Genomic DNA, 20,946 nt, shown 5'->3' with positions numbered 1-20,946 from the left:
CCCGCATACTCGGACGCGCGCGCTCGGTCGGAACCGCGCGTCAGCCGTTGCGGATCGTTTCGACCATCAGCGCCACATTCTCCGGATCGGCATCGGGAGTGATTCCGTGGCCGAGGTTGAAGATATGCGGGCCCTTGCTGAAAGCTTTCACCACGTGGCGCGTCTCGTCGATCAGCGCCTGACCGCCGGTGACCATATGCGACGACGCGAGGTTACCCTGCACGCAGCCGGACACCTGAACATGTTCGGCGCCCCATTCCGGCGTGATCGAATTGTCGAGCGCGACGCAATCGGCGCCGGTCTTTTGGTGGAAGCCGATATAGCCCTCGCCCGCCTCGCGCGGGAAGGCGATGACCGGCAGGCCCGGGAAGCGCGCTTTCATCTCGGCGACGATCTTGCGCGCTGGTTCGACGGCGAAATCCTCGAAATCCTGCCCCTTGAGCGAGCCCGCCCAGCTATCGAAGATCTTCACGACCTCGGCCCCGGCCTCGACCTGTTTCGACAGGTATTCGATGGTCGAGACGGTCAGCAGGTCGATGATCTTCACGAAAGTCTCGCGATCTTCGGCCTTCAGCGCATGGGCCGGGCCCTGATCCTTGGTGCCGCGGCCCGCGATCATATAGGTCGCGACGGTCCAAGGCGCGCCGGCGAAACCGATCAGCGTGGTCTCTTTCGGCAGTTCTTCCGAGAGGATCGATACGGTCTCGTAGACCGGGTTGAGCGTCTCGTGGATGTCGTCCTTGGTCTTGAGCTTGGCGAAACCCTCTGCCCCGGTGATGGTCGAGAGGCGCGGACCCTCGCCGGTGACGAACCACAGATCGGCGCCCAGAGCCTGCGGCAGCAGCAGAATGTCGGCAAACAGGATTGCCGCGTCGAAGCCGAAGCGGCGGATCGGCTGCAGCGTCACCTCGGCGGCCAGTTCGGGATTGTAGCACAGCGACAGGAAGTCGCCCGCTTTCGCCCGCGTCGCGCGATATTCCGGCAGGTAGCGCCCCGCCTGCCGCATCATCCAGACCGGAGGGGTCGGCAGCACTTCGCCTTTCAAAGCTCGCAGGATCGTCTTGTCGGTCATTCTCGCGCCTCCTCTTTGCCCCCTTCGACGCGACCTGTGGCGTCATGTCAAGCGCAGGGCTTCTTGCAAGGTCCATCTGTCGCGGATATTCCAAGGCCATGACACAGATGCCCGATGCGAAATCCCCGCTCAAGATCGGCACCCGCGGCTCGCCGCTGGCGCTGGCGCAGGCCTATGAAACCCGAGACCGGCTGATGGCCGCGCATGGTCTGCCCGAAGACGCTTTCGAAGTCGTGGTGATCAAGACCACGGGCGACGACCGGGCGATGATCGCGGCGGACAAGCCGCTCAAAGAGATCGGCAACAAGGGCCTGTTCACGAAGGAAATCGAAGAGGCCATGGTGGATGGCCGCATCGATATCGCCGTGCATTCGATGAAGGACATGCCGACCGAGCAGCCCGAGGGGCTGGTGCTCGATTGCTACCTTCCGCGCGAAGACGTGCGCGACGCCTTCGTCAGTCTGGAATTCGACTCGATCATGGCCCTGCCCGAAGGGGCGACGGTCGGCACCTCGAGCCTGCGTCGCCGGGCGCAGCTTGCCCATGTGCGCCCCGATCTGAAACTTGTCGAGTTTCGCGGCAATGTGCAGACCCGGCTGAAGAAGCTGGCGGACGGTGTCGCGGCGGCGAGCTTCCTCGCCTATGCGGGGCTGCGGCGTCTGGGGATGGAGGACTCGGCGCGCGGGCCCATCGACCCCGAAGAGATGCTGCCGGCCGTCGCGCAGGGCGCGATCGGGATCGAGCGCCGGATGGCCGATGCCCGCGCCGAGGCGCTTCTTGCTCCGATCCATGATCTGGTGACCGAGCAGCGCCTGCTGGCCGAACGTGCCTTCCTCGCGACGCTGGACGGCTCTTGCGAGACGCCGATTGCGGGGCTTGCGCTGATCGAGGGCGACCGGCTTTGGCTGCGCGGTCAGATCCTACGGCCCGACGGCTCCGAGGCGCTCGCGGGCGAGCGCTGGGGCAATATCGACGAGGGCGCCGCGATGGGCGAACACCTCGCGCGCGATCTGCTGTCTCAGGCGGGCGAAGGGTTCTTCGACTGGCGCTGAGCACTCAACACAGAAGCTGACCGGCGGCGCGGCGCTCCAGCGCCCGCTCCATCTCGGGGATTTCGCCGTCGCCGAAGCCGCGCAGGGCAAGGCGTTCCAGCGGGCTGATATCGCACCATAGTTTTTTGAGCACCTTGTCGCGGCGCTTGCGCGGCACATCGGCCAGCCGCATCTCGTAGATCTCGTCCGCTGCCGCCAGCAGACGCGGATGCAGGCCCTCCAGAAGCGGCTCGAACGCGGCACGCGCGGATTGAGCATTGCGCAACCGCAGGATCGCGCCCTCCCCTATCGTCATCGTCTGGATCAGCGTCCAACCGAGCACGTCGGCAGCGCGATGCGGCGGGATCGGGGCGTGACCGCTGAGGCCGTAGGTGAGGCTCAGAACCCCGCGCTCTTCTTGCGGCATCGCCAGCACCACGCGGGCGCACTCCTGTTCCAGAGCGGTTTCGGCATCTTCCAGACGGCCCAGCCGCGGGGTCGTCACCTGCGCGGGCGGAACCTCCGCGCGCAGCAGGATATTGCGGATCACATTGTCGAACTTCAGTGCGATATGACGCGAGAGCATGATGCTTCCTTTTACATGTACAACCTCTCCCGCCCTGCCTTTTGAACTAGGTTTCCAGCGCAGCCGTTCCCTGCCTGTGGCGGTTTTTCGCCGAGCATTTCGCTAAGCCTTTGTAGCTCCACGAGTAAGGCTTCGCGGCTGCCTCTTGAACTTGGACGCCCGAAGGCGCAAAGCGGCGACATGCTACGTCCGATCCGCCTTGTCCTCTCCGATCCTGCTCTGCGCCTCGCCGCCATTTTGCTGGTGCTGTTCGGCGCCCATGCGGCGACGATGGGGCCCTATGTCTCGGCGCTGGCGATCAAGGTCTTCGGCCTCTCGGACCGCGCTTATTCGGGCGTGCTGATGGTCGCCTCGGTGCTGTCGGTCTCGGCCTCGGTCGGGCTTGGCATCCTCGCCGATCAGCGCGCGAACCGCCGGGCCATCGCGCTTGGCACCTCGGCGATGCTGATCGTAGGCTCGGGGCTGGTGCTGGCGGGCGACAACTGGGTGGTCTTCGTGATCGCCAACGCGCTGATCTTGCCGCTCTCGGCATCGATCTTCGGCCAGCTCTTCGCACTGTCGCGGCTGGCGGCCTCGACCCACCCCGCTGAGGACCGCCCCGCGATCCTCTCGACGCTGCGCGCGCTCTTCGCGCTGCCTTGGGTGGTGGTGCTGCCGATCTGGTCGGTGGTCTTCGACCGAGGCGCGGCGATGACCTCGATCTACCCGGTGACGCTGACGCTCGGGGCCACGATCCTCGCGCTAACCTTCCTGTTCTGGCCGCGCGACGGGGCGACCCGCTGGCCCGATCCGAAATCGGGGCTGACCTTCCGGCAATCCCTGCACGAGATGGCGAATCTGCCGATCCTCGCCCGCGTCGTGGCGCTTGGGACGATCAACGGGTCGATCATGCTCTATCTCGTCGTGATGGGGCTGGTTTTCGAGGCGACGCCGGGGCGCGGCGCAGCTGACACCGCACTTTACGCGGGGCTCATGGCGGGGCTGGAAGTGCCCTTCATGCTGGCGCTGCCGCTGGTTCTGGGCCGGATCGAGCGCACGACGATGATCTGGATCGGGGCTGCGCTCTACGCGACCCATCTGGGGCTGATCCCGGTGCTGGCGCCGACGCCTTACGTCTGGTTTCTCGCCCTGCCCGGCGCGATCGGCGGCGCGGTCGTGCTGACCCAGCCGATGGCCTATCTGCAGGATCTGCTGTCGAACCGGCCCGGCGCGGGGGCCTCGCTGATGGCGTTGCAAAAACTGGCAGGCGACGGGTTCTCCGCCGCGATCTTCGCCATTGGCACGGCTATTGCGGGCTATGAGCTGGCCGCAGCCGCAGGCGCCCTTCTGGGCGTGGCTGGCGCGGGCGTACTCTGGACGATGGACCGGCGCGCGGCGCGGTCCTGAGCCTTAGAAGGCCGGGACCTGCACGCGGTCGAGAAGGCTGCGCCCGCCATCGACATTGATGATCTGCCCGGTGACGAAGCTCGCCCCCGAAGACGCCAGATACTGCACCGTCTCTGCCAGCTCCGACGGCGGCGCGATCCGGCCCAGCGGCGTGCCTTCGCAGATCGCCTCTCGCCAGTCGTCGTTTTCCTTCAGCGCATCCTGCAGCGAGCGGCTCATCACCGAAGCGAAGCTGACGCCGTTCACCCGGATCCGCTTCGGCGCGAGCGCCACGGCGAGCGAGCGGATCGCCTGATCCTGCGCCGCGCAGGCGATCGAATAGGCCATCAACTCGGGCTGGGTACGGTTCGAGGCCAGCGTCGAGACGTTGATGATCGAGCCGATCTCGCCTTCGGTCCGACCCTCATCCTCGGCCTGCTTGATCATCCGCTTGGCGGTCATCTGACTGACCCGCAGCGCCGATTTCATGTTCTGCGACAGCATCGAATCGAGCACCTCGACGGACGGATCAAGCGGATCGCATGGCGCGAAGGTGCGCGCGCAATTCACCAGAATGTCGATCCGGTCGAACGCGTCCACCGTGGCCGAGAGCAGGTTCTTCACCGCCAGCTTCTCGCACAGATCGCCCGAGAAATAGCGCACCGGCCCTTCGGTCTTGGCCGTGTCGCCCAGTTCGGTGGCAAGCTTCTCTTCATCGATATCGGCAAACATCACCTGCGCGCCGCGATCGACGAAATGGCGCGCGATGGCCTGACCGATGCCGTGGGCTGCGCCCGTGACGATGACGGTCTTGCCGGAAACAGAAAGGGACATTGGGTGTCTCCTCGTGGATGTTGAGGCAGGTTAGGCGAGCTTAGCGCCGCTTGCGAGGGGCAAGGCGGCGTTTCGGCTCGGCTGTGGCGCGCGTGCCCGCCGATTTCCCCGGGGTCTTCCCGGCGGGGATCGGCTTGGCTGCGCGAATGATACGGAAACGGGTCGAGGGACCGCTGGGCGGCGTGACCTCTTCGATCTCGTGGAACGCGGCGGCGAGCGCATCGGCATAGGGCAGATGGCGGTTCGCGACCATCCAGAGCGTGCCCGAGAGCGACAGCATCCCGCGTGCAGCCTGAATGAAGGCCAGACCGAGTGCCGGATCGGCCCCGCGGGCGGCCCCATGGAAGGGCGGGTTCATCACGACGGCGGTATAGCGCTCTTCCGGCGCATGCCGCGTGGCATCGGCCCAAATGAACTGTGCGCGGGGATCGGTGATGTTGCGTTTCGCGCAATCCAGCGCGACCGCATCCGACTCGACCAGATCGAGCCGTTCGACGCCCTTGCGCGCAAGGACCTGCGCCGAAAGCCAGCCCCAGCCGGCGCCGAGATCGGCAACCTTCGCGGGCAGGCTATCGGGCAGGCATTCCGCCAGAAGCGCCGAGCCCTCATCCACCGCATCCGCGGAGAACACGCCCGGACGGGTCACGAAGCCTTCGACCGGGTGGATATCCTGAGCCGCCCAGTCGGTCAGCAGGTCGGGGGCTGCGAAGAACCATGCGATCTTGCCATGGGCCTTCGCGATCGGCGCGGACAAATCCACCCGTCCCCGCAATTCCTTGAGCAGCGAGTCGATCCCTTCGGTCTTCACCCCGTCGACATAGATCGACCCGCCCGGCGCCACGCGCTGACAGGCTTCGGCAATCAGCGCGCGGGCTTCGGCCTTGGCGCGGGGCGCGAAGATGATCGCGGCGGCATAGGTGCCTTCGGCGCTCGGCGAAACGCGAACGCCGCGCTGCGCGAGCACGTCATGGTCGGGCTTCTCGGGCTGGATCGCCACGAGGCGATCGACCGGCAGACCGCCAAGGTCCAGCGTGCCCACGGGCGCGAACAGCGCGATGTCTCCCTCGGGCGGAAGCGCCTCGGGCATCTCGAGAGCGAGCGAAAGTCGCGGATGGCTCATACAGGGAACCCTCTGAAAGAAACGAGCCCGCCGAATAGGCGGGCGCGACTGAATTTGCAAGGAACCGCTTGGGCGGCCTTTAGTCCTTCTCCATCGTGCATTGCAGCGGGTGCTGGTGGCGGCGCGCGAAATCCATCACCTGCGCCACCTTCGTCTCGGCCACCTCGAAAGAGAAGACACCGACCACCGCAAGACCCTTCTTGTGCACGGTCAGCATGATCTCGAACGCCTGCGCGTGGTTCAGACCGAAGAACCGCTCGAGGATATGGACGACGAATTCCATCGGCGTGTAATCGTCGTTCAACAACATGACCTTGTACATCGGCGGGCGCTGCGTCTTCGGCCGCGTCTTGGTCGCGAGGGACGCATCGTTATCGCTGTCGTCCTGGTCGTCGTCGGACATCATGTAAAGAGGCTCGGTCAAGGGCGCTCCGGCATCAGGATTCGTTGAGGGGCTCTGGCGGAATATAGGGTCTTCGTGACATATGAAAAGTCCTTCGACACCTGTGACGAGAAAGGCGGGACAATGCGGCTCACGGCGATTGGCTTCGATGCGGATGATACGCTCTGGCATAACGAGCGTTTCTTTCAACTCACGCATGGCCGCTTCACCGACTTGCTGCGCGAGCACGCGGAGCCCGATCATCTGGCAGAGCGGCTGATCGCGGCGGAACGTCGCAACATCGCGCATTACGGCTTTGGCATCAAAGGCTTCACCCTGTCGATGATCGAAACCGCGATCGAAGTCAGCGAGGGCCGCGTGCCCGCAACGATCCTGTCGGAGATTCTCGCCGCCGGGCGCGAGATGCTGTCGCACCCGATCGAGCTGCTGCCCCATGCACGCGAGACGATCGAGGCCCTGTCGGACGACTACCGCATCCTTCTGGTGACGAAGGGCGACCTGATCGACCAGGAGCGAAAGCTGGCGCAGTCGGGCTTGGGCGATCTGTTCGACGCGGTCGAGATCGTCTCGGACAAGAAAGCCCCGGTCTACACCGAGATTTTCGCGCGCCATGCCGAAGGGGCGGAGCACGGCCTGATGGCGGGCAATTCGCTGAAATCCGACGTGATCCCGATGATCGAGGCGGGCGGCTGGGGCGTGCATGTGCCCCATGAATTGACATGGGCTTTCGAGCATGCCGAGCCCCCGATGGAGCATCCGCGCTTCGCCGAATTGCCCGACCTCGGTGCATTGCCCGACCTGATCGCGAAAATCACCGATTGAGCCCTGCATTGCGTGGCGTCATGCTCCGCTGACCTCACGCACCTGTGTCCGAAATACACCACCTATAGACAGACTGCCGCGAGCAGCCCACCACATCTTGCGGTATTGCATGAATGTCGCAGTGAAAGCGCTTGAAAATAGGGAGTTTTCAGCCTGAGAGACCCGTGCTACGCTTCCCGCTAATATAAACCCCGGAAACCGGCTCAAGATCGGTATCGCAAAGGGGTCAAATTGAGGCAGTGAAATAGGTGAAGCCGTGACCACGCTGATGCGCTGGGTCCGTGATGGGCTATTCGTAATCCTTCTGACACTCATTGCGCCGATCGCTGCGCAGGCCGCGCCCTACGCGGCGATGGTCATGGACATGCGATCGGGCGAAGTTCTCTACTCCAAGAACGCTGACACGCCGCTGCATCCGGCGTCGCTGACGAAGATGATGACGCTCTACATCACCTTCCAGGCGATCGAGCATGGCGAGTTCAGCCTCGATTCCATCGTCACCGTGACGAAGCACGCCGCCAGCCAGCCGCCCTCGCGTCTCGGCCTGCGCCCCGGTCAGAAGATCGCCGTGCGCTACCTGATCCGCGCCGCCGCGATCAAATCCGCCAATGACGCCGCTGCGGCGCTTGGCGATTACATCGGCGGCTCGGAAGAAGGTTTCGCCGCGCGGATGAACCGCACCGCCCGGCAGCTGGGCATGAAGAACACCCATTTCGTCAATGCCAATGGCCTGACCCGCAAGGGCCACCTGTCCTCGGCGCATGACATGACGATCATGGGCCGTCACCTGTTCTTCGACTATCCGCAATATTACAACATCTTCTCGCGCCGCTCGGCGGATGCGAAAGTGCGCACTGTCTATTCGACGAACCGCAAATTCCTCGCAGCCTACAAGGGCGCGGACGGCATCAAGACCGGCTATACCTCGGCCTCGGGCTTCAACCTGACCGCCTCGGCACAGCGCGGCAACAAGCGCATCATCGCGACCGTCTTCGGCGGCACCTCCACGGCGCAGCGCAACGCGAAAATGGCCGATCTGCTGGATCTGGGTTTCAAGCGCGCTCCGAATAACGCGCCGACGAACCGCCCACGGCTTCCGCAATATATCGAGCCCGCGCAATCGCCGATGTTGATGGCTAACCTCGCGCCGAAGAAGAGCCCGCGCCCCGATATCCGCCCGACCGCGCCGACTGCGGATAGCGATGCGATCTCGATGGCGCTCGCCGCCGCGGTACAAGCCGATCAGGTGGACGAGAGCACCGACATCCCGGAAGACGTCGCCGAAGGCGCGCAGGACGGCACCGCAGACACGCAAGATGTCGTCGTGGCTGACGCCGGCACGCTCGGGATCGGCGCGGAGATCACCGCAAGCCCCCGCCCGCAGCGCAACCCGCGCGAGATTCAGGTCGCGGACGCGACGAAGGCGCTACCTGCCGAGGTGACCAAGGCCACCCCGCTGGCACAGGCGCAGGCGCATGACGCCGCCGTCGCCGCCGGCAAGGCCAGCGCGGATGGCAGCGAAGAGCCGAGCGACGTGCAGCTTGCCTCCTACGAGCCCGGCGCGTCGGACGGCCCGAAATTCGTCCAGTCCACGCAGCCGCAGCCCGAGACGATGGAGCTGGCCGAGGCGCATACGCTCGATCTGGACAAAAACGGCAAGGCCCCGTCCAGCTTCGTGCAATCGACGGACCCGCAGCCCGAGACCGCGCAGATGGCCGCAGCCCCCGAGAAGCGCAAAAGCGAGATCATCCTCGCCGCTCTCACCCCCCCTGCCCCGGCCCCCGAGCAGAAACCGCGTGTGGTCGCCCGCGTCTCCAGCTCGGGTGGGCGCAACTGGGGTGTCAGCCTCGGACTGTTCGGTTCGCGATTCGCCGCAGAGCGCCACATGCTGACCACGGCATTGATGGAAAGCGACACTTTGGGCGAAGCTTTGCGCAAAGTGGCCACCCGAAAGACCGGTTATGAGGCGAATTTCGTAGGAATGACCCAAGACATGGCACAACTGGCCTGTGCAAGGCTCGAGTCTCGCGCTATGGACTGCAAAGTGGTCGGCCCCTGAGAGTCTTCCCTTAGGGGCAAAATATGAAAAGCCGCGCTTGGTCAGCGCGGCTTTTCCTTTTTCCGGACCTTATGGCACCCGCCGCGCGGATCGCACCGACAGGAGGCTCCGGCGGGGATATTTGTGCCAAGGCGAAAGGGCGCGGTTCTGCATGGCTTGGCCCGTCCGGTCCTGCCCTCCGCGTCGCGCGCTCAGTCCTGCTTCGGATGGTCGTCGAACTCGTCGGACAGGATGCGCTCGGCATCGCCTTTCGGGTCGTCATACTGATTGTTCTTCAGCGACCAGAAAAACGCCCCGAGGCCAATCCCGCCGAGCAGCAGGGAGATCGGAATCGAATAGAGAAGAACCTCCATGAGGGGCTCCTTTCAGCGCAGGCGCAGCGAGTTGAGCGAAACCGTGATCGAGCTGGCCGACATCGCGAGCGCCGCCATCAGCGGCGTCGCGAGCCCCGTCAGCGCGAGCGGCACGGCGATGATATTGTAGACGATGGAGATGCCGAAGTTCTGCTTGATCCGGCGGCGCGCGCGCACCGAGATCGAAGCGGCATCGGAGACCGGCGCGAGATCCTTACCCAGAAGCACGATATCCGACGCCGTGCGCGCCGCATCCAGTGCGGAGGCGGGTGAGACCGAGACATGGGCGGCCGCCAGCGCGGCGGTGTCGTTGAGACCGTCGCCCACCATCAGCACGCGGTGGCCCTGTTGGGTGAGATCGCTCACGAGCTGCGCCTTCTCCGCAGGCAGGGCACCGGCACGGTAGGTGTCGATCCCGAGGCGCGTGGCGAGTTCGCTCACCGCGCCTTCGACATCGCCCGACACCAGCCAGACTTGCTTGCCCTGCGCCTTCAGACCGGCCACGGCCTCTTCGGCACCGGTGCGCAGCGTGTCGGCGAACCGGATCGGGATCGGGGTGGTCTCACCGATCGCGAGATGGGTCGCGGTGGTCGCGCCTTCGGCAGCGCCGATCCAGTTCGCACGACCGAGCCGCACGCGCTGCCCCTGCCAGACGCCTTCGACGCCATAGCCCGGAACTTCGCGCAGGTCGCTCAGCGCAGCGGGCGCAACGCCCTGCCCTGCCGCCGCCTCGTGCAGGGCGCGCGCGAGCGGGTGGCTCGAGCCTTCGGCCAGCGCCATCGCGACGGACAGCGCCTCGGGCGAGAGGTCGGAGAGGTTCTGCGGGCGCGGCGCGCCCATGGTCAGCGTTCCGGTCTTGTCGAAGACGACGGTGTCGATCTCGGCCATACGCTCCAGCGCGGTGCCGTCCTTGATCAACAGGCCCTTGCGGAACAGCTTGCCCGATGCGGCGGTCACCACGGCAGGCACGGCGAGCCCCAGCGCACAGGGGCAGGTGATGATCAGCACGGCGGCGGCGATATTCACCGCCAGACGGAAATCGCCGCCCGTGATCCAGGCCCAGGCACAGAACGCACTGAAGGACAGGATATGCACGATCGGCGCATAGGCCCGCGCCGCCCGTTCGGCGAGCGAGGTGTATTTGGTTTTCGCGCTCTCGGCCATCGCGACGAGATCGGCCATCCGATGCAGCGAGCTGTCGCGCCCGGCCGCCGTCACGCGCAGGGTCAGCGGCCCGGTCAGGTTCACCTCACCGGCGGAGAGCGTCATTCCGGGCAGCACCTGCACGGGGAGGCTTTCGCCGGTCAACAGCGAGCGGTCGCTCTCGGATTGGCCCTCGGTCACTTCGCCATCGGCGGGGATACGGCCCCCCGGGCGCACCCGGATCAGATCGCCGGGCACCAGTTCGCCCACGGGCACGGTGACCTCTTCGCCGTCGCGCAACACGGTCGCGCGGGGCACTTCCAGTGCGGCTAGCTCTTCGGCGGCCGAGCGCGCCACGGCGCGGGTGCGATAGTCGAGATAGCGGCCCACCAGCAGGAAGAAGGTGAGCATCGTCGCCGCTTCGAAATAGGCATGCGCACCGGAATGCATCGTCTCGAACAGCGAAATCCCGAGCGCGAGCAGGATCGCGAGCGAGATCGGCACATCCATCCCGAGGCGCCCGCCGCGCAAGCTCGCCCAGGCATTGGCGAAGAAGGGCTGGCCCGCGAAGATCGTAGTGGGCAGCGCGATTGCCGCCGAAATCCAGTGGAAGAGGTCGCGCGTCGAATCCTCGGCCCCCGACCAGACCGCGATCGAGAGCATCATGATGTTCATCATCGCGAAGCCCGCGACGCCCATGCGCATCAGGAGGTCACGTCCGCGCTTGTCGGCCTCGGTCGCGGACAGCATGCCGGGATCGAGCTCGTGCGCCTCGTAGCCGATCTTGTCGAGCGCCGCGATCAGCCCCGCCGGCTCGACATCGCCCGCCGCATCGACCGAGGCACGTTTCAGCGTCAGGTTCACCCGCGCCGATTTCACGCCCGGCTGCTTCATCAACTCGCGTTCGACATCGGTGATGCAGACCGCACAATGCGCCGTGGGCAGCGACAGCATGATCCGCGCGCCCTTAATGTCACCCGACTTCGCTATCTGCTCGGCCGAGGGGGCCGCGATGCAGGCGGGACAGGCCGAGGCGGAGACATGCTCGTCCTCGAACGGTTCGCTATGCGATGGAGAAGCGGGCGACACCGACATCGGCTCAGCCTTTCACGAACAGGTCAATCCGCTGGCGGAACTCCGTGCCGTCGGCGGCTTTCGCGTCGAGATGCACCAGCCAGACGCCCGGCGCAAGATCGAGCTTCGTGGTGAAGATGCCGCCGACATAGTCGAAATCGGGCGTCATGTCATCGCGGACATGGGTGGTGCGCCCGACGAGCGCCTTGAACTCGGCCACCCTCGCGGGCAGCCCGTCCTCGTCGCGGATCACGAAGCTCAGCTTGCCGTCGGAATACTCCGGCGACACGGTCCAGCCGAGCGCATCCTGCGCCAGTTTCTCTTCGTTGAAGGTCTGCGAGGCGACATAGGAATTGTCGACCTCGAGGCCGGGGAAGGTGCTGACAGCCTGCCACGCCATAACGAGGTTGACCGCGATGATCACCCCGAAGGAGGCCACCGCGATCATCAGCACTTTTCTTCCGGTCAGCGGTTTCGCCATCTCGGTCATTGTACCCTTCCGTTGAATACGGTCGTCTCCGACACGCGATCAGTATTGGTCATGTCCTCGATCCACATCGTCAGCTCGGTACGCTCGCTGGTGGCGATGGACGAACCGGGTTCGGCGACAATATAGACCCTTTGGGTCATGGTTTCATCTGCGGGCACCGTCACGGTGTTTCCGTCCTGGCCTTCGAGCAACACGCTCAGCGTGCTTTGCTCGGCCGGATCGGGGGCTTTGACGGAGACCTTGAACTCGGTCGCCTCGCCCGCCTTGTTGCGCAGCCGCAGCGTGTAGATGTTGCGGATCGCGCCCGAGGGCTCCACCACGAAGAGCGGATCGCGGTTCGGCGTCACGTTGAAGTCGATGGGCGAGCGCATGAACAGCGCGACCACCAGACCGATGCCGATCAGCGACCACATCGAGAAGTAGAGGATCGTGCGCGGGCGCATGATGTGCTTCCAGACATTGATGACCGGATTGCCCGAGCGCTCGTTCGCCTCGTCCTTCAGCGCCATGTAGCCGATGAGGCCACGCGGCTTGCCGATCTTGTCCATCATCTCGTTGCAGGCATCGATGCACAGGCCGCAGGTGATGCATTCAAGCTGCTGGCCGTCGCGGATATCGATGCCCATCGGGCAGACGTTGAAGCAGGCCATGCAGTCGATGCAGTCGCCCTGCGTCGGATCGTGCTGGCCCTTCTTGAGCTTGCCGCGCGGCTCGCCCCGCCATTCGCGATAGGCGATGGTGATCGTGTCTTCGTCCATCATCGCCGCCTGAATGCGCGGCCACGGGCAGGCGTAGATGCAGATCTGTTCGCGGGCGAAGCCGCCGAAGGCGAAGGTCGTGAGCGTCGCCACTGCGATCGTCGTATAGGCGATCGGCGAGGCGGTGCCGTGGAACAGATCGGTCAGCAGCGTCGGCGCATCGGTGAAGTAGAACACCCAGGCCCCGCCGGTCGCGACGCCGATCAGCAGCCAGAGCACCCATTTCGTGATGCGCTTGCGGAATTTCTCGGCGTTCCATTTCTGACGCAGCAGGCGGATACGCGCGTTGCGGTCGCCCTCGACCCAACGCTCCACAAGGATGAACAGATCGGTCCACACGGTCTGCGGGCAGGCATAGCCGCACCAGACGCGCCCCAGCGCCGAGGTGAACAGGAACAGGCCAAGGCCCGCCATGATCAGAAGGCCCGCGACGAAGTAGAATTCATGGGGCCAGATTTCGATCATGAAGAAGAAGAACCGGCGGTTCGCGAGGTCCAGAAGCACCGCCTGATCGGGCAGTTCCGGGCCACGATCCCAGCGAATCCACGGCGTGATGTAATAGATGCCAAGCATCACCGCCATGAGCACCCATTTCAGGTTGCGGAACTGGCCGTGCACGCGGCGCGGAAAGATCGGCTCGCGGGCGGCGTAAAGCGGCGGGGGATCGACTGGTTCGGTGGAGCTCACGACTCTCTCCGTTCATATATTTCTCTGCGTCACAGGCTCTTCTGGTATGACACAGTCGTGAAGGCTTTGACCTGCGTCAAAAAGACAGGTCTGCCATACAGGAAATCTTCACTGGTTGGTATTTTTACTGGTTACCGGCATGCGCCGCTTGCTTGAAGAGCCAAGACATGAACTGGCGTAGCGCCGGTCGCCTCACGCCCGGTCGCGTAACCGTGTAATAGCCTTTTTCCTCGCTGTCTTCAAACAGTAGCCGCAACCGCCCGGCCGCAATATCCTGCTCCACCCAGACCAAGGCGGTCACCGCCACCCCCTGCCCGCCGCGCGCCGCTTCGAGCAAAAGATTGCCCGGCATCACGGTCAGGCTTCTGGCCTGATCCTGCGTGACGCCATGGCGCGCGAACCAGTCGGTCGACTCGGAAGTGCCGAGCTCTTGCAGCCACGGCAGGCCACGCAAATCAGCCGGACAGTCATACCGCCCCTCCCCCACCAGCGCGGGGGCCGCGACCACGACGATGGGCGAGCGCACCAGAAGCCGCGACTCGAGGCCGGGCCAGTCCCCCGATCCGTAGCGCAGCGCCATCTCGACCCCGCCCGGCGCAAGCGTGGAGACGGTCGCCGAAGGGTCGATGGTCAGACCGATCTCGGGATGGGCTTCGCGAAAATCCGGCAGCCGGGGCAACAGCCAGGCCGAGGCGAAGCTTGGCGTGGTGGAGATTTGCAGCGGGCGGGAGGCGGCGGTGTCGCTCAGCGAAGCGACCGCTTCGGCAATTGTGCCGAACCCGTCGCGCAGCGCCTGCGCAAGGAGTCGACCGTCGGGCGTCAGCGCAGGCCGCGGCCCCGACCGGTCGACAAGCGTCACACCGAGCCGCTCTTCGAGCCCCCGCAATTGCTGACTGACGGCCGCATGCGACACGTTAAGCGCACGCCCCGCCTGAGCCACCGACCCGGTGTCGGCAAACGCCGAAAAGGCCCGCAGCGCGGTCAGGGAGGGAAGGGTTCGCCAGTCCATATCCGTAACTTCATCTTACATAGTGGAAAGTTTCCTGAGTCGCATCTTCGCGCAAATAGCGCATTCTGACCAGAGTTGCCCCGCCTTCAGGAGATCAGATATGAAAGATAGAGTTACGCCCGACACGCTATTGCTGCTCGCCCGCATGGGCCTCGACGTGCCGCAAAGCAACTGGCCGCACCTGCCGGACCCGATAGACTCGCGTAAGCGCCATCGCGCACCGCGTCCCTCGCTGCGCCAACGTTTGCGGGAGATGTGGAAATGATCGGGATCTGGGCGCAGAGCTTCACCATCGCCACGGGCCTCGATCAGCGCCCCGGCCTACCGGCGGCCCGCTCGCATCGGCGTTCACATCGGCGTGCAAAGACAAGCGCGGAGCTTGTTTTGCCCAAGGATGACCCCAAGATAGACGACAGGTAACCCTCGACAAGCGAGAGGGCCCCGCGACGGGGGCCCTCTGAAATTGGGCACCGGCACCCCCAGGAAACGCGCGAACAGGACGGGGTGCCGGTGCGACCCGCCAGACCAAAGCCCCGCGGGATCTCTGTATTTTCGACCGTTACTGGCCGCCGCCCAAGCTGTGAACGTAGGCTGCCACGGCGCGGATATCCGCTTCCGACAGACGCTCGTTCCAGTTCGGCATAACGCCAAAGCGGGCGTTGGTGACCGTGTAGGTCAGCGTGTCCACATCCCCACCGTAAAGCCAGACGGCGTCGGTCAGGTTGGGCGCACCCTGCATCTGGTCGCCGGTGCCATCTTCGGCATGGCAGGCCGAGCAGTTGTCCATGAAGACGGTCTCGCCTTCAGTGGCCATTGCTTCGTCATGGTCCTGACCCGAGATCTTGCGGACGTATTGCACGACCTGATCGATCTGCGCGGGCTCGAGAAGCTCGTCCGTGCCGAAAGCGGGCATTTGCGAGTAACGTGCCTCGCCATCCGGGTCCGTCTCGTTGCGGATGCCGTGCGTGACGGTAAAATGGATGTCCTCCATCGTGCCGCCCCACAGCCATGCGCTGTCGAGAAGGTTCGGGTAGCCCAGCTTCGAGTTGCCGCCCGCACCCGCACCGTGGCACTGCGCGCACCAGGTCCGGAACACGGCCGCACCGGCGTTCTGGGTGTAGTTGTTCAGCTCGGGATCGCTCGAAATCTGGTCGAGATCGACCGAGACGAGCTTCTCCTGGATCGGCTTGTTCGCCGCGGCGAACTTGTCGATATCGGCCTGCACATTCGCGCGGGTCGACGAGTGCATGATCCCCGGCGTCGCGCCGGACTTGAAGATCGGCCATGCCGGCATCGCGATCGAGTAACCGATCCCCCAGATGACGCAGGCATAGAAGGTCCACAGCCACCATTTGGGCAGCGGATTGTTGTATTCCTCGATGCCGTCCCACTGGTGACCCGTGGTCTCGACCTCGTGCTTGTGCTTGCTTGGTCTCTTGCTCATGTTCTCCACGCCTCCTTACAACGTGGCGCCGTCAGTCCTTGGAGGACCGGCTCTCGCCGGCCTCCGAGGCATTGGCGGGTTTGTCTTCGTGCCGGAACGGGATCTCGGACGTATCTTCGTAGGTCTTGCGCGAACCGGGCCGGAAGACCCAGGCCACGACGGCCAGGAAGAAGACGAACATGAAGATCAGAAACCAGCTGTCCGCGAATTCCCTGAAGATGTGATAGTCCATTGATCAGCTCCCCTTACCGGCTGGCCACGGGTTCGAAGGTCGAGAAATCGACCATGGTGCCGAGCACCTGCAGATAGGCGACGAGTGCGTCCATCTCGGAAATGCCCGGGCGACCGTCGAAATTACGGACGTTCGTCGCGTTGGGATAACGCTCCATCAGCCCGTCATAGTCGCTGTTCGGATCGGCCTGAGCGGCAAAGTCCGCCTTGGCGTTCTCGATCATGTCCGAAGTGTAGGGCACGCCCACCATCGCATCGGTCGAGAGCCGCTCGTCGATATGCGCGGGATCGACCATGCGATTGAGCAGGAAGCCGTATTTCGGCATCACCGATTCCGGCACGACCGACTGCGGATTGGTCAAGTGATCCACATGCCAGGCGTCCGAGTAGCGGCCGCCGACGCGGGCGAGGTCGGGCCCCGTCCGCTTCGAGCCCCACTGGAACGGGTGGTCGTATTGCGACTCCGCTGCCAGCGAGTAATGGCCGTAACGCTCCACTTCGTCGCGCATCGGGCGGATCATCTGCGAGTGGCAGACATAGCAGCCCTCGCGGATGTAGATATCGCGCCCGGTGAGCTCCAGCGGCGTGTAGGGCCGCACCCCTTCGACGTCCTCGATGGTGTTTTCGAGGTAGAAGAGCGGTGCGATCTCCACGATGCCGCCGATCGTGACGACCAGGAAGGCGAAGATCAGCAGGAGCGTGGCGTTCTTTTCAAGAACACTGTGCTTGTCGAGAAGTCCCATCTGTTCCTCTCCTTATTCAGCCGGCACGGCGGCAACCGAACGCGATTCCACGCGCGGCTGACGAGCGACGGTCATCCACAGATTGTAGGCCATGATGATGCCACCCGTGAGATAGAGCACACCGCCCAGACCACGGACCACGAACATCGGATGCATGGCGGCCACGGTGTCGGCGAAGGCGTTCACGAGGAAGCCCTGGCTGTCCACTTCGCGCCACATCAGGCCCTGCATGATCCCGGCGACCCACATCGAAGCGGCGTAAAGCACGATCCCGATGGTGGAGAGCCAGAAGTGCCAGCTGACCAGTTTCAGCGAATAGAGCCCTTCACGTGCCCACAGACGCGGCACGAGGAAGTAGAGCATGCCGAAGGTGATCATGCCGTTCCAGCCGAGCGCACCCGAGTGCACGTGACCGATCGTCCAGTCGGTGTAGTGCGACAGCGAGTTCACCGCCTTGATCGACATCATCGGGCCTTCGAAGGTCGACATGCCGTAGAAGCCGACCGACACCACCATCATGCGGATGATCGGATCGGTGCGCAGCTTGTCCCATGCGCCCGAGAGCGTCATCAGACCGTTGATCATGCCACCCCAGGAGGGCATCCACAGGATCACCGAGAAGGTCATGCCCAGCGTCGAGGCCCAGTCGGGCAGCGCCGTGTAGTGCAGGTGGTGCGGACCGGCCCAGATATACAGGAAGATCAGCGCCCAGAAGTGCACGATCGACAGCTTGTAGGAGTAGACCGGACGTTCAGCCTGCTTCGGCACGAAGTAATACATCATGCCCAGGAAGCCTGCGGTCAGGAAGAAGCCCACCGCGTTGTGGCCGTACCACCACTGCGTCATCGCGTCCTGCACGCCCGAGAAGACCTGAACCGACTTCGAACCGAAGAACGAGACCGGGATCGACAGGTTGTTCACGATGTGCAGCATCGCGATGGTCACGATGAAGGACAGGTAGAACCAGTTGGCGACGTAGATATGGGGTTCCTTGCGCTTGAAGATCGTGCCGAGGAAGGCCAGCAGATAAGCGACCCAGACGATCGTCAGCCAGATGTCGACATACCATTCCGGCTCGGCATATTCCTTCGACTGCGTTGCGCCGAGGATGTAGCCGGTCGCAGCGAGTACGATGAACAGGTTATAGCCCCAGAACACGAACCAGCCGAGGCCGTTGCCACCGAACAGCCGCGCTGCCGAGGTGCGCTGCACCACGTAGAACGACGAAGCGATCAGCGCGTTGCCACCGAAAGCGAAAATCACCGCCGACGTATGCAGCGGGCGCAGTTTGCCGAAGTTCAGATAGCCCTGAGCCCATTCGAAATTGAGCGCCGGATAGGCCAGCTGGAAGGCGATAATGACGGCGACCAGGAAGCCCACGACACCCCAGAAGGTCGTCGCGATCACCCCGGCGCGAACCACGCCGTCGAAATACTCGTTCTGAGCCACCGGCTGGCGGCTCCCCATGGTGCGAAGCACCCAGATGAATGCGATGGCCGCGGCCAGCATGACCTCGACTGCATTCACCTGATAGGCAAGATCGCGCGCGTAGCCGGCCGCAATGGCGGCCAGAACCGCCACAAGGCCAAGCGCGATCAGCTTGATATAATCCCACATTTTGTGCGTCCCTTCGTCTGGTCTGCCCCTGCGGCACCCTCGTAAACCGAGAATCCTCCTGGGCTTGACTGGAGTCCTTGTGGTCCGAGGGTATGCACGATGCCTTGATCTGCATCAAATGCTCGCGATCACAGTGCGCCATTCGGTCGCAGTTATGTGATATGACCATCACCTCCCTTGATCCGCGTCAAAGTGCGGCCGATCTCTTCGGGTTAGGCTCTGGTCTCACATGCTTATTCGCTTTTGGCGCAAGGACAGGACCCATGGCTTACAAGACACTTCTCACGATCGTCACGGATCCCAAGGCGGCCGCGACACAGATCGATACCGCCGTGGCCGTCGCCCGGCGGCGCGACGCCCATCTCGACGTGCTCTGCCTCGGCGTGGACCGCACGCAGACCGGATATTACTACGCGGGCGCGACCGCCTTCGTGCAGCAGGAAACGATGGACCGCGCGCAGGACGATGCGCGCAATGCCGAGACCGCGGTGCGCGCGCGGCTCGAAGCCGAAGATATCCGCTGGGGCGTCGATGCGGTCGTCTCGCAAATCGGCGCGATGCCGACCGTTGTCGGGCAGCGCGCCCGCTTCGCCGATCTGGTCGTGATGGGCCGCCCCTATGGCGAGGGCCGCGGGCCGGAAATCGAGGCCGCGGTCGAAGCCGCGCTCTTCGAGGGTCAGGTTCCGGTCGCGATCGTGCCCGACGGGTATAACGGCGACATGCCCGCCAAGCGCGTCGTTATCGCGTGGAATCAATCGCATGAGGCGATGCGTGCCGTCCGCGCCGCCCTGCCCGTTCTGAAATCCGCCGATCTGGTCGATATCACCGTGATCGACCCGCCCGCGCATGGGCCCGAGCGCTCCGACCCCGGCGGTCAACTCAGCCAGATGCTGGCGCGCCACGGCGTCCATGCCGAGGTGTCGGTGCTGGCCAAGACCATGCCGCGCGTCTCGGACGTGCTCAACCGTCATGTCAGCGACAGCGAAGCCGATGCGATCGTGATGGGGGCTTACGGCCATTCGCGCTTCCGCGAAGCGATCTTGGGCGGGGCGACGCGCCACATGCTCGAGATGGCAGAGGTTCCAGTGATCATGGCGCACTGAGCGCATCACCTTTCAAAACGGATGACGGCGCCTTACGGGGCGCCGTTTTCATTGGTGCAGGTCGGTTTCGATGCCCTTCGCCTTACCGAGCTTGCGGCAATAGCTGGCCCAGTCGCGGAAGTCCTGCGAGAAGGCCGCCATCTTGCCGCGCCCGCGCCAGTCGTCAAAGCTTTCACGCTGATGAACCGCGACCCAGCTGGCGGCATCCGTGCGCCCTTCAGCCTCGGCCTGCTTGATCGCAGCCCCACGCCAGATCATCCCGGCCCGGTCGAGCTTTTCCGCCCGCGCGGGGTCGGAGATCATCGTGCCGACGCCGTGAAACAGGCCCGAGCATTGCGCCATACTCTGCGACAACGGCTGCGCCACACTCAGGCCTGGAACGGCAACGAGGAAGAAACAAGTAAACAGGATACGCATAAGACCTTCCTCGATGCTGCCACCCCTTGTTTACCTAACGACAGTGCCGAAACCGGGGCATAACCCGCACGAATTCGCGACCTTGTCGCGACATCCCTGCCCTGCGCGGAACTCCGGTCGCGCTGACGGGTTGGCTGGTTAAATAAAGACCGGAGCCCCACAATGACCCGCCGCATCATCCTGCCCGCCCTTCTCGCCAGCCTCTCCCTGCTCGCCGCCTGTCAGGAGATGACGCCGAAACAAGACGGGGCGATGCCCAAGACGCTGCCGGAGGGCATGGTCGGGCGCTGGGGGCTGACGAAGGCCGATTGCGACAGCTCACGCGATGACAACAAGGGGCTGATGGTGGTGAAGCCGGACAGCCTGCAATTCTACGAGTCGCAGGCCAAACTCACCGAGATCGACAGCGCGACCGACCGCGTGGTGCGGGCGACGTGGAATTTTACTGGCGAAGGACAAAAATGGCAGCGCGACATCGTGCTGACCCTGTCGAGCACGGGCATCTACCTCTCGCGTCAGGATATCACGCGGGACTCGATGAAGCCCCTCACCTATCGGCAGTGCGTGTCCCCCTGATCGGACGGA

Annotated in this window: 22 protein-coding genes; 7 read left to right on the top strand and 15 right to left on the bottom strand. The window is 64.3% G+C overall.

Annotated elements, in window-relative coordinates; translation table 11 throughout:
• Positions 1-40: 40 nt before the first annotated feature.
• On the bottom strand, positions 41-1,072 hold the full coding sequence (hemE, locus tag ACZ7GB_RS07480) for a uroporphyrinogen decarboxylase (protein ID WP_472158128.1): 1,032 nt from the start codon (positions 1,070-1,072) through the stop codon (positions 41-43).
• Positions 1,073-1,170: 98 nt separating this feature from the next.
• Between hemE and hemC the strand changes: the two genes are divergently transcribed.
• Positions 1,171-2,124: a hydroxymethylbilane synthase gene (hemC, locus tag ACZ7GB_RS07475; RefSeq protein WP_472158127.1), complete on the top strand. Its 954-nt coding sequence runs from the start codon at positions 1,171-1,173 to the stop codon at positions 2,122-2,124.
• A 4-nt stretch (positions 2,125-2,128) separates the two neighbouring features.
• Here hemC and ACZ7GB_RS07470 read toward each other — a convergent pair whose 3' ends face one another.
• Positions 2,129-2,689, bottom strand: a complete 561-nt coding sequence (locus tag ACZ7GB_RS07470) for a hypothetical protein (protein WP_472158126.1) — start codon at positions 2,687-2,689, stop codon at positions 2,129-2,131.
• A 180-nt stretch (positions 2,690-2,869) separates the two neighbouring features.
• Here ACZ7GB_RS07470 and ACZ7GB_RS07465 point away from each other — a divergent pair, with 180 nt between their 5' ends.
• Entirely contained in the window at positions 2,870-4,075 is a 1,206-nt protein-coding gene (locus ACZ7GB_RS07465) for an MFS transporter (RefSeq protein WP_472158125.1), read from the top strand.
• Between the two features lie 3 nt (positions 4,076-4,078).
• Here ACZ7GB_RS07465 and ACZ7GB_RS07460 read toward each other — a convergent pair whose 3' ends face one another.
• The 3 genes from ACZ7GB_RS07460 to clpS all read right to left on the bottom strand — a co-directional run bounded on the left by ACZ7GB_RS07460 (position 4,079) and on the right by clpS (position 6,414).
• Positions 4,079-4,888: an SDR family NAD(P)-dependent oxidoreductase gene (locus tag ACZ7GB_RS07460; RefSeq protein ID WP_078541973.1), complete on the bottom strand. Its 810-nt coding sequence runs from the start codon at positions 4,886-4,888 to the stop codon at positions 4,079-4,081.
• A gap of 40 nt (positions 4,889-4,928) precedes the next feature.
• Positions 4,929-6,008, bottom strand: coding sequence for a methyltransferase (locus tag ACZ7GB_RS07455; protein WP_472158124.1), 1,080 nt, complete (start codon positions 6,006-6,008; stop codon positions 4,929-4,931).
• A gap of 79 nt (positions 6,009-6,087) precedes the next feature.
• The gene (gene clpS / locus ACZ7GB_RS07450) at positions 6,088-6,414 is read right to left on the bottom strand and encodes an ATP-dependent Clp protease adapter ClpS (RefSeq protein ID WP_078520398.1); all 327 of its coding nucleotides are present in this window, start codon (positions 6,412-6,414) and stop codon (positions 6,088-6,090) included.
• Positions 6,415-6,534: 120 nt separating this feature from the next.
• Here clpS and ACZ7GB_RS07445 point away from each other — a divergent pair, with 120 nt between their 5' ends.
• Both ACZ7GB_RS07445 and ACZ7GB_RS07440 read left to right on the top strand, forming a co-directional pair.
• Positions 6,535-7,233 carry an HAD family hydrolase gene (locus ACZ7GB_RS07445; protein WP_472158123.1) on the top strand — a complete coding sequence of 233 codons (699 nt, stop codon included), beginning with the start codon at positions 6,535-6,537 and terminating at the stop codon, positions 7,231-7,233.
• 256 nt (positions 7,234-7,489) lie between these two features.
• Positions 7,490-9,292 carry a D-alanyl-D-alanine carboxypeptidase family protein gene (locus ACZ7GB_RS07440; protein ID WP_472158122.1) on the top strand — a complete coding sequence of 601 codons (1,803 nt, stop codon included), beginning with the start codon at positions 7,490-7,492 and terminating at the stop codon, positions 9,290-9,292.
• A gap of 191 nt (positions 9,293-9,483) precedes the next feature.
• On the opposite strand, the gene ccoS is transcribed toward ACZ7GB_RS07440, so the two are convergent.
• The 5 genes from ccoS to ACZ7GB_RS07415 form a co-directional block, all read right to left on the bottom strand.
• On the bottom strand, positions 9,484-9,645 hold the full coding sequence (gene ccoS / locus ACZ7GB_RS07435) for a cbb3-type cytochrome oxidase assembly protein CcoS (RefSeq protein WP_078520399.1): 162 nt from the start codon (positions 9,643-9,645) through the stop codon (positions 9,484-9,486).
• Between the two features lie 12 nt (positions 9,646-9,657).
• Positions 9,658-11,883 carry a cation-translocating P-type ATPase gene (locus ACZ7GB_RS07430; protein ID WP_274961471.1) on the bottom strand — a complete coding sequence of 742 codons (2,226 nt, stop codon included), beginning with the start codon at positions 11,881-11,883 and terminating at the stop codon, positions 9,658-9,660.
• Positions 11,884-11,887: 4 nt separating this feature from the next.
• The gene (locus ACZ7GB_RS07425; RefSeq protein ID WP_306461387.1) at positions 11,888-12,352 is read right to left on the bottom strand and encodes a FixH family protein; all 465 of its coding nucleotides are present in this window, start codon (positions 12,350-12,352) and stop codon (positions 11,888-11,890) included.
• Entirely contained in the window at positions 12,349-13,797 is a 1,449-nt protein-coding gene (gene ccoG / locus ACZ7GB_RS07420) for a cytochrome c oxidase accessory protein CcoG (RefSeq protein ID WP_078548267.1), read from the bottom strand. The genes ACZ7GB_RS07425 and ccoG overlap by 4 nt, the downstream gene beginning before the upstream one ends.
• Before the next feature lie 124 nt (positions 13,798-13,921).
• Positions 13,922-14,806 carry a LysR family transcriptional regulator gene (locus ACZ7GB_RS07415; RefSeq protein WP_472158121.1) on the bottom strand — a complete coding sequence of 295 codons (885 nt, stop codon included), beginning with the start codon at positions 14,804-14,806 and terminating at the stop codon, positions 13,922-13,924.
• Between the two features lie 100 nt (positions 14,807-14,906).
• On the opposite strand from ACZ7GB_RS07415, the gene ACZ7GB_RS07410 reads away from it, so the two are divergent.
• Complete coding sequence (locus tag ACZ7GB_RS07410) at positions 14,907-15,071, top strand: hypothetical protein (RefSeq protein WP_472158120.1); 165 nt, start codon at positions 14,907-14,909, stop codon at positions 15,069-15,071.
• A 294-nt stretch (positions 15,072-15,365) separates the two neighbouring features.
• On the opposite strand, the gene ccoP is transcribed toward ACZ7GB_RS07410, so the two are convergent.
• The 4 genes from ccoP to ccoN are packed head-to-tail and all read right to left on the bottom strand — an operon-like array spanning position 15,366 to position 18,841.
• Positions 15,366-16,250 carry a cytochrome-c oxidase, cbb3-type subunit III gene (gene ccoP, locus ACZ7GB_RS07405; RefSeq protein WP_078520403.1) on the bottom strand — a complete coding sequence of 295 codons (885 nt, stop codon included), beginning with the start codon at positions 16,248-16,250 and terminating at the stop codon, positions 15,366-15,368.
• 31 nt (positions 16,251-16,281) lie between these two features.
• Complete coding sequence (locus ACZ7GB_RS07400) at positions 16,282-16,482, bottom strand: cbb3-type cytochrome oxidase subunit 3 (RefSeq protein ID WP_078520404.1); 201 nt, start codon at positions 16,480-16,482, stop codon at positions 16,282-16,284.
• Between the two features lie 13 nt (positions 16,483-16,495).
• Entirely contained in the window at positions 16,496-17,224 is a 729-nt protein-coding gene (gene ccoO / locus ACZ7GB_RS07395) for a cytochrome-c oxidase, cbb3-type subunit II (protein WP_078548271.1), read from the bottom strand.
• A 12-nt stretch (positions 17,225-17,236) separates the two neighbouring features.
• On the bottom strand, positions 17,237-18,841 hold the full coding sequence (ccoN, locus tag ACZ7GB_RS07390) for a cytochrome-c oxidase, cbb3-type subunit I (protein WP_078520406.1): 1,605 nt from the start codon (positions 18,839-18,841) through the stop codon (positions 17,237-17,239).
• Between the two features lie 263 nt (positions 18,842-19,104).
• Here ccoN and ACZ7GB_RS07385 point away from each other — a divergent pair, with 263 nt between their 5' ends.
• Positions 19,105-19,944, top strand: a complete 840-nt coding sequence (locus ACZ7GB_RS07385) for a universal stress protein (RefSeq protein WP_078520407.1) — start codon at positions 19,105-19,107, stop codon at positions 19,942-19,944.
• 48 nt (positions 19,945-19,992) lie between these two features.
• Here the strand turns inward: ACZ7GB_RS07385 and ACZ7GB_RS07380 are convergent, their stop codons facing one another.
• A complete protein-coding gene (locus ACZ7GB_RS07380; RefSeq protein WP_472158119.1) occupies positions 19,993-20,298 on the bottom strand; it encodes a hypothetical protein in 306 nt (101 codons plus the stop codon).
• 225 nt (positions 20,299-20,523) lie between these two features.
• Here ACZ7GB_RS07380 and ACZ7GB_RS07375 point away from each other — a divergent pair, with 225 nt between their 5' ends.
• Positions 20,524-20,937: a hypothetical protein gene (locus ACZ7GB_RS07375; RefSeq protein WP_078548276.1), complete on the top strand. Its 414-nt coding sequence runs from the start codon at positions 20,524-20,526 to the stop codon at positions 20,935-20,937.
• Positions 20,938-20,946: the final 9 nt, after the last annotated feature.

The organism is Thioclava sp. PTB-PU3-1 (genome assembly GCF_055666785.1).
Note: the sequence above shows the minus strand (reverse complement) of the source record. Positions and strands in the feature narration are given on the sequence as shown.

What these genes read in the sequence shown, in the direction of transcription:
- ccoP (WP_078520403.1), bottom strand. Translation starts at nt 16,250, where the DNA reads ATGAGCAAGAGACCAAGCAAGCACAAGCACGAGGTCGAGACCACGGGT.
- ACZ7GB_RS07385 (WP_078520407.1), top strand. Translation starts at nt 19,105, where the DNA reads ATGGCTTACAAGACACTTCTCACGATCGTCACGGATCCCAAGGCGGCC.
- hemC (WP_472158127.1), top strand. Translation starts at nt 1,171, where the DNA reads ATGACACAGATGCCCGATGCGAAATCCCCGCTCAAGATCGGCACCCGC.
- hemE (WP_472158128.1), bottom strand. Translation starts at nt 1,072, where the DNA reads ATGACCGACAAGACGATCCTGCGAGCTTTGAAAGGCGAAGTGCTGCCG.
- ccoS (WP_078520399.1), bottom strand. Translation starts at nt 9,645, where the DNA reads ATGGAGGTTCTTCTCTATTCGATTCCGATCTCCCTGCTGCTCGGCGGG.
- ACZ7GB_RS07445 (WP_472158123.1), top strand. Translation starts at nt 6,535, where the DNA reads ATGCGGCTCACGGCGATTGGCTTCGATGCGGATGATACGCTCTGGCAT.
- ccoN (WP_078520406.1), bottom strand. Translation starts at nt 18,841, where the DNA reads ATGTGGGATTATATCAAGCTGATCGCGCTTGGCCTTGTGGCGGTTCTG.
- ACZ7GB_RS07400 (WP_078520404.1), bottom strand. Translation starts at nt 16,482, where the DNA reads ATGGACTATCACATCTTCAGGGAATTCGCGGACAGCTGGTTTCTGATC.
- ACZ7GB_RS07375 (WP_078548276.1), top strand. Translation starts at nt 20,524, where the DNA reads ATGACCCGCCGCATCATCCTGCCCGCCCTTCTCGCCAGCCTCTCCCTG.
- ACZ7GB_RS07455 (WP_472158124.1), bottom strand. Translation starts at nt 6,008, where the DNA reads ATGAGCCATCCGCGACTTTCGCTCGCTCTCGAGATGCCCGAGGCGCTT.
- ACZ7GB_RS07425 (WP_306461387.1), bottom strand. Translation starts at nt 12,352, where the DNA reads ATGACCGAGATGGCGAAACCGCTGACCGGAAGAAAAGTGCTGATGATC.
- clpS (WP_078520398.1), bottom strand. Translation starts at nt 6,414, where the DNA reads ATGATGTCCGACGACGACCAGGACGACAGCGATAACGATGCGTCCCTC.
- ACZ7GB_RS07460 (WP_078541973.1), bottom strand. Translation starts at nt 4,888, where the DNA reads ATGTCCCTTTCTGTTTCCGGCAAGACCGTCATCGTCACGGGCGCAGCC.
- ACZ7GB_RS07465 (WP_472158125.1), top strand. Translation starts at nt 2,870, where the DNA reads ATGCTACGTCCGATCCGCCTTGTCCTCTCCGATCCTGCTCTGCGCCTC.
- ACZ7GB_RS07415 (WP_472158121.1), bottom strand. Translation starts at nt 14,806, where the DNA reads ATGGACTGGCGAACCCTTCCCTCCCTGACCGCGCTGCGGGCCTTTTCG.
- ACZ7GB_RS07430 (WP_274961471.1), bottom strand. Translation starts at nt 11,883, where the DNA reads ATGTCGGTGTCGCCCGCTTCTCCATCGCATAGCGAACCGTTCGAGGAC.
- ACZ7GB_RS07470 (WP_472158126.1), bottom strand. Translation starts at nt 2,689, where the DNA reads ATGCTCTCGCGTCATATCGCACTGAAGTTCGACAATGTGATCCGCAAT.
- ccoO (WP_078548271.1), bottom strand. Translation starts at nt 17,224, where the DNA reads ATGGGACTTCTCGACAAGCACAGTGTTCTTGAAAAGAACGCCACGCTC.
- ACZ7GB_RS07410 (WP_472158120.1), top strand. Translation starts at nt 14,907, where the DNA reads ATGAAAGATAGAGTTACGCCCGACACGCTATTGCTGCTCGCCCGCATG.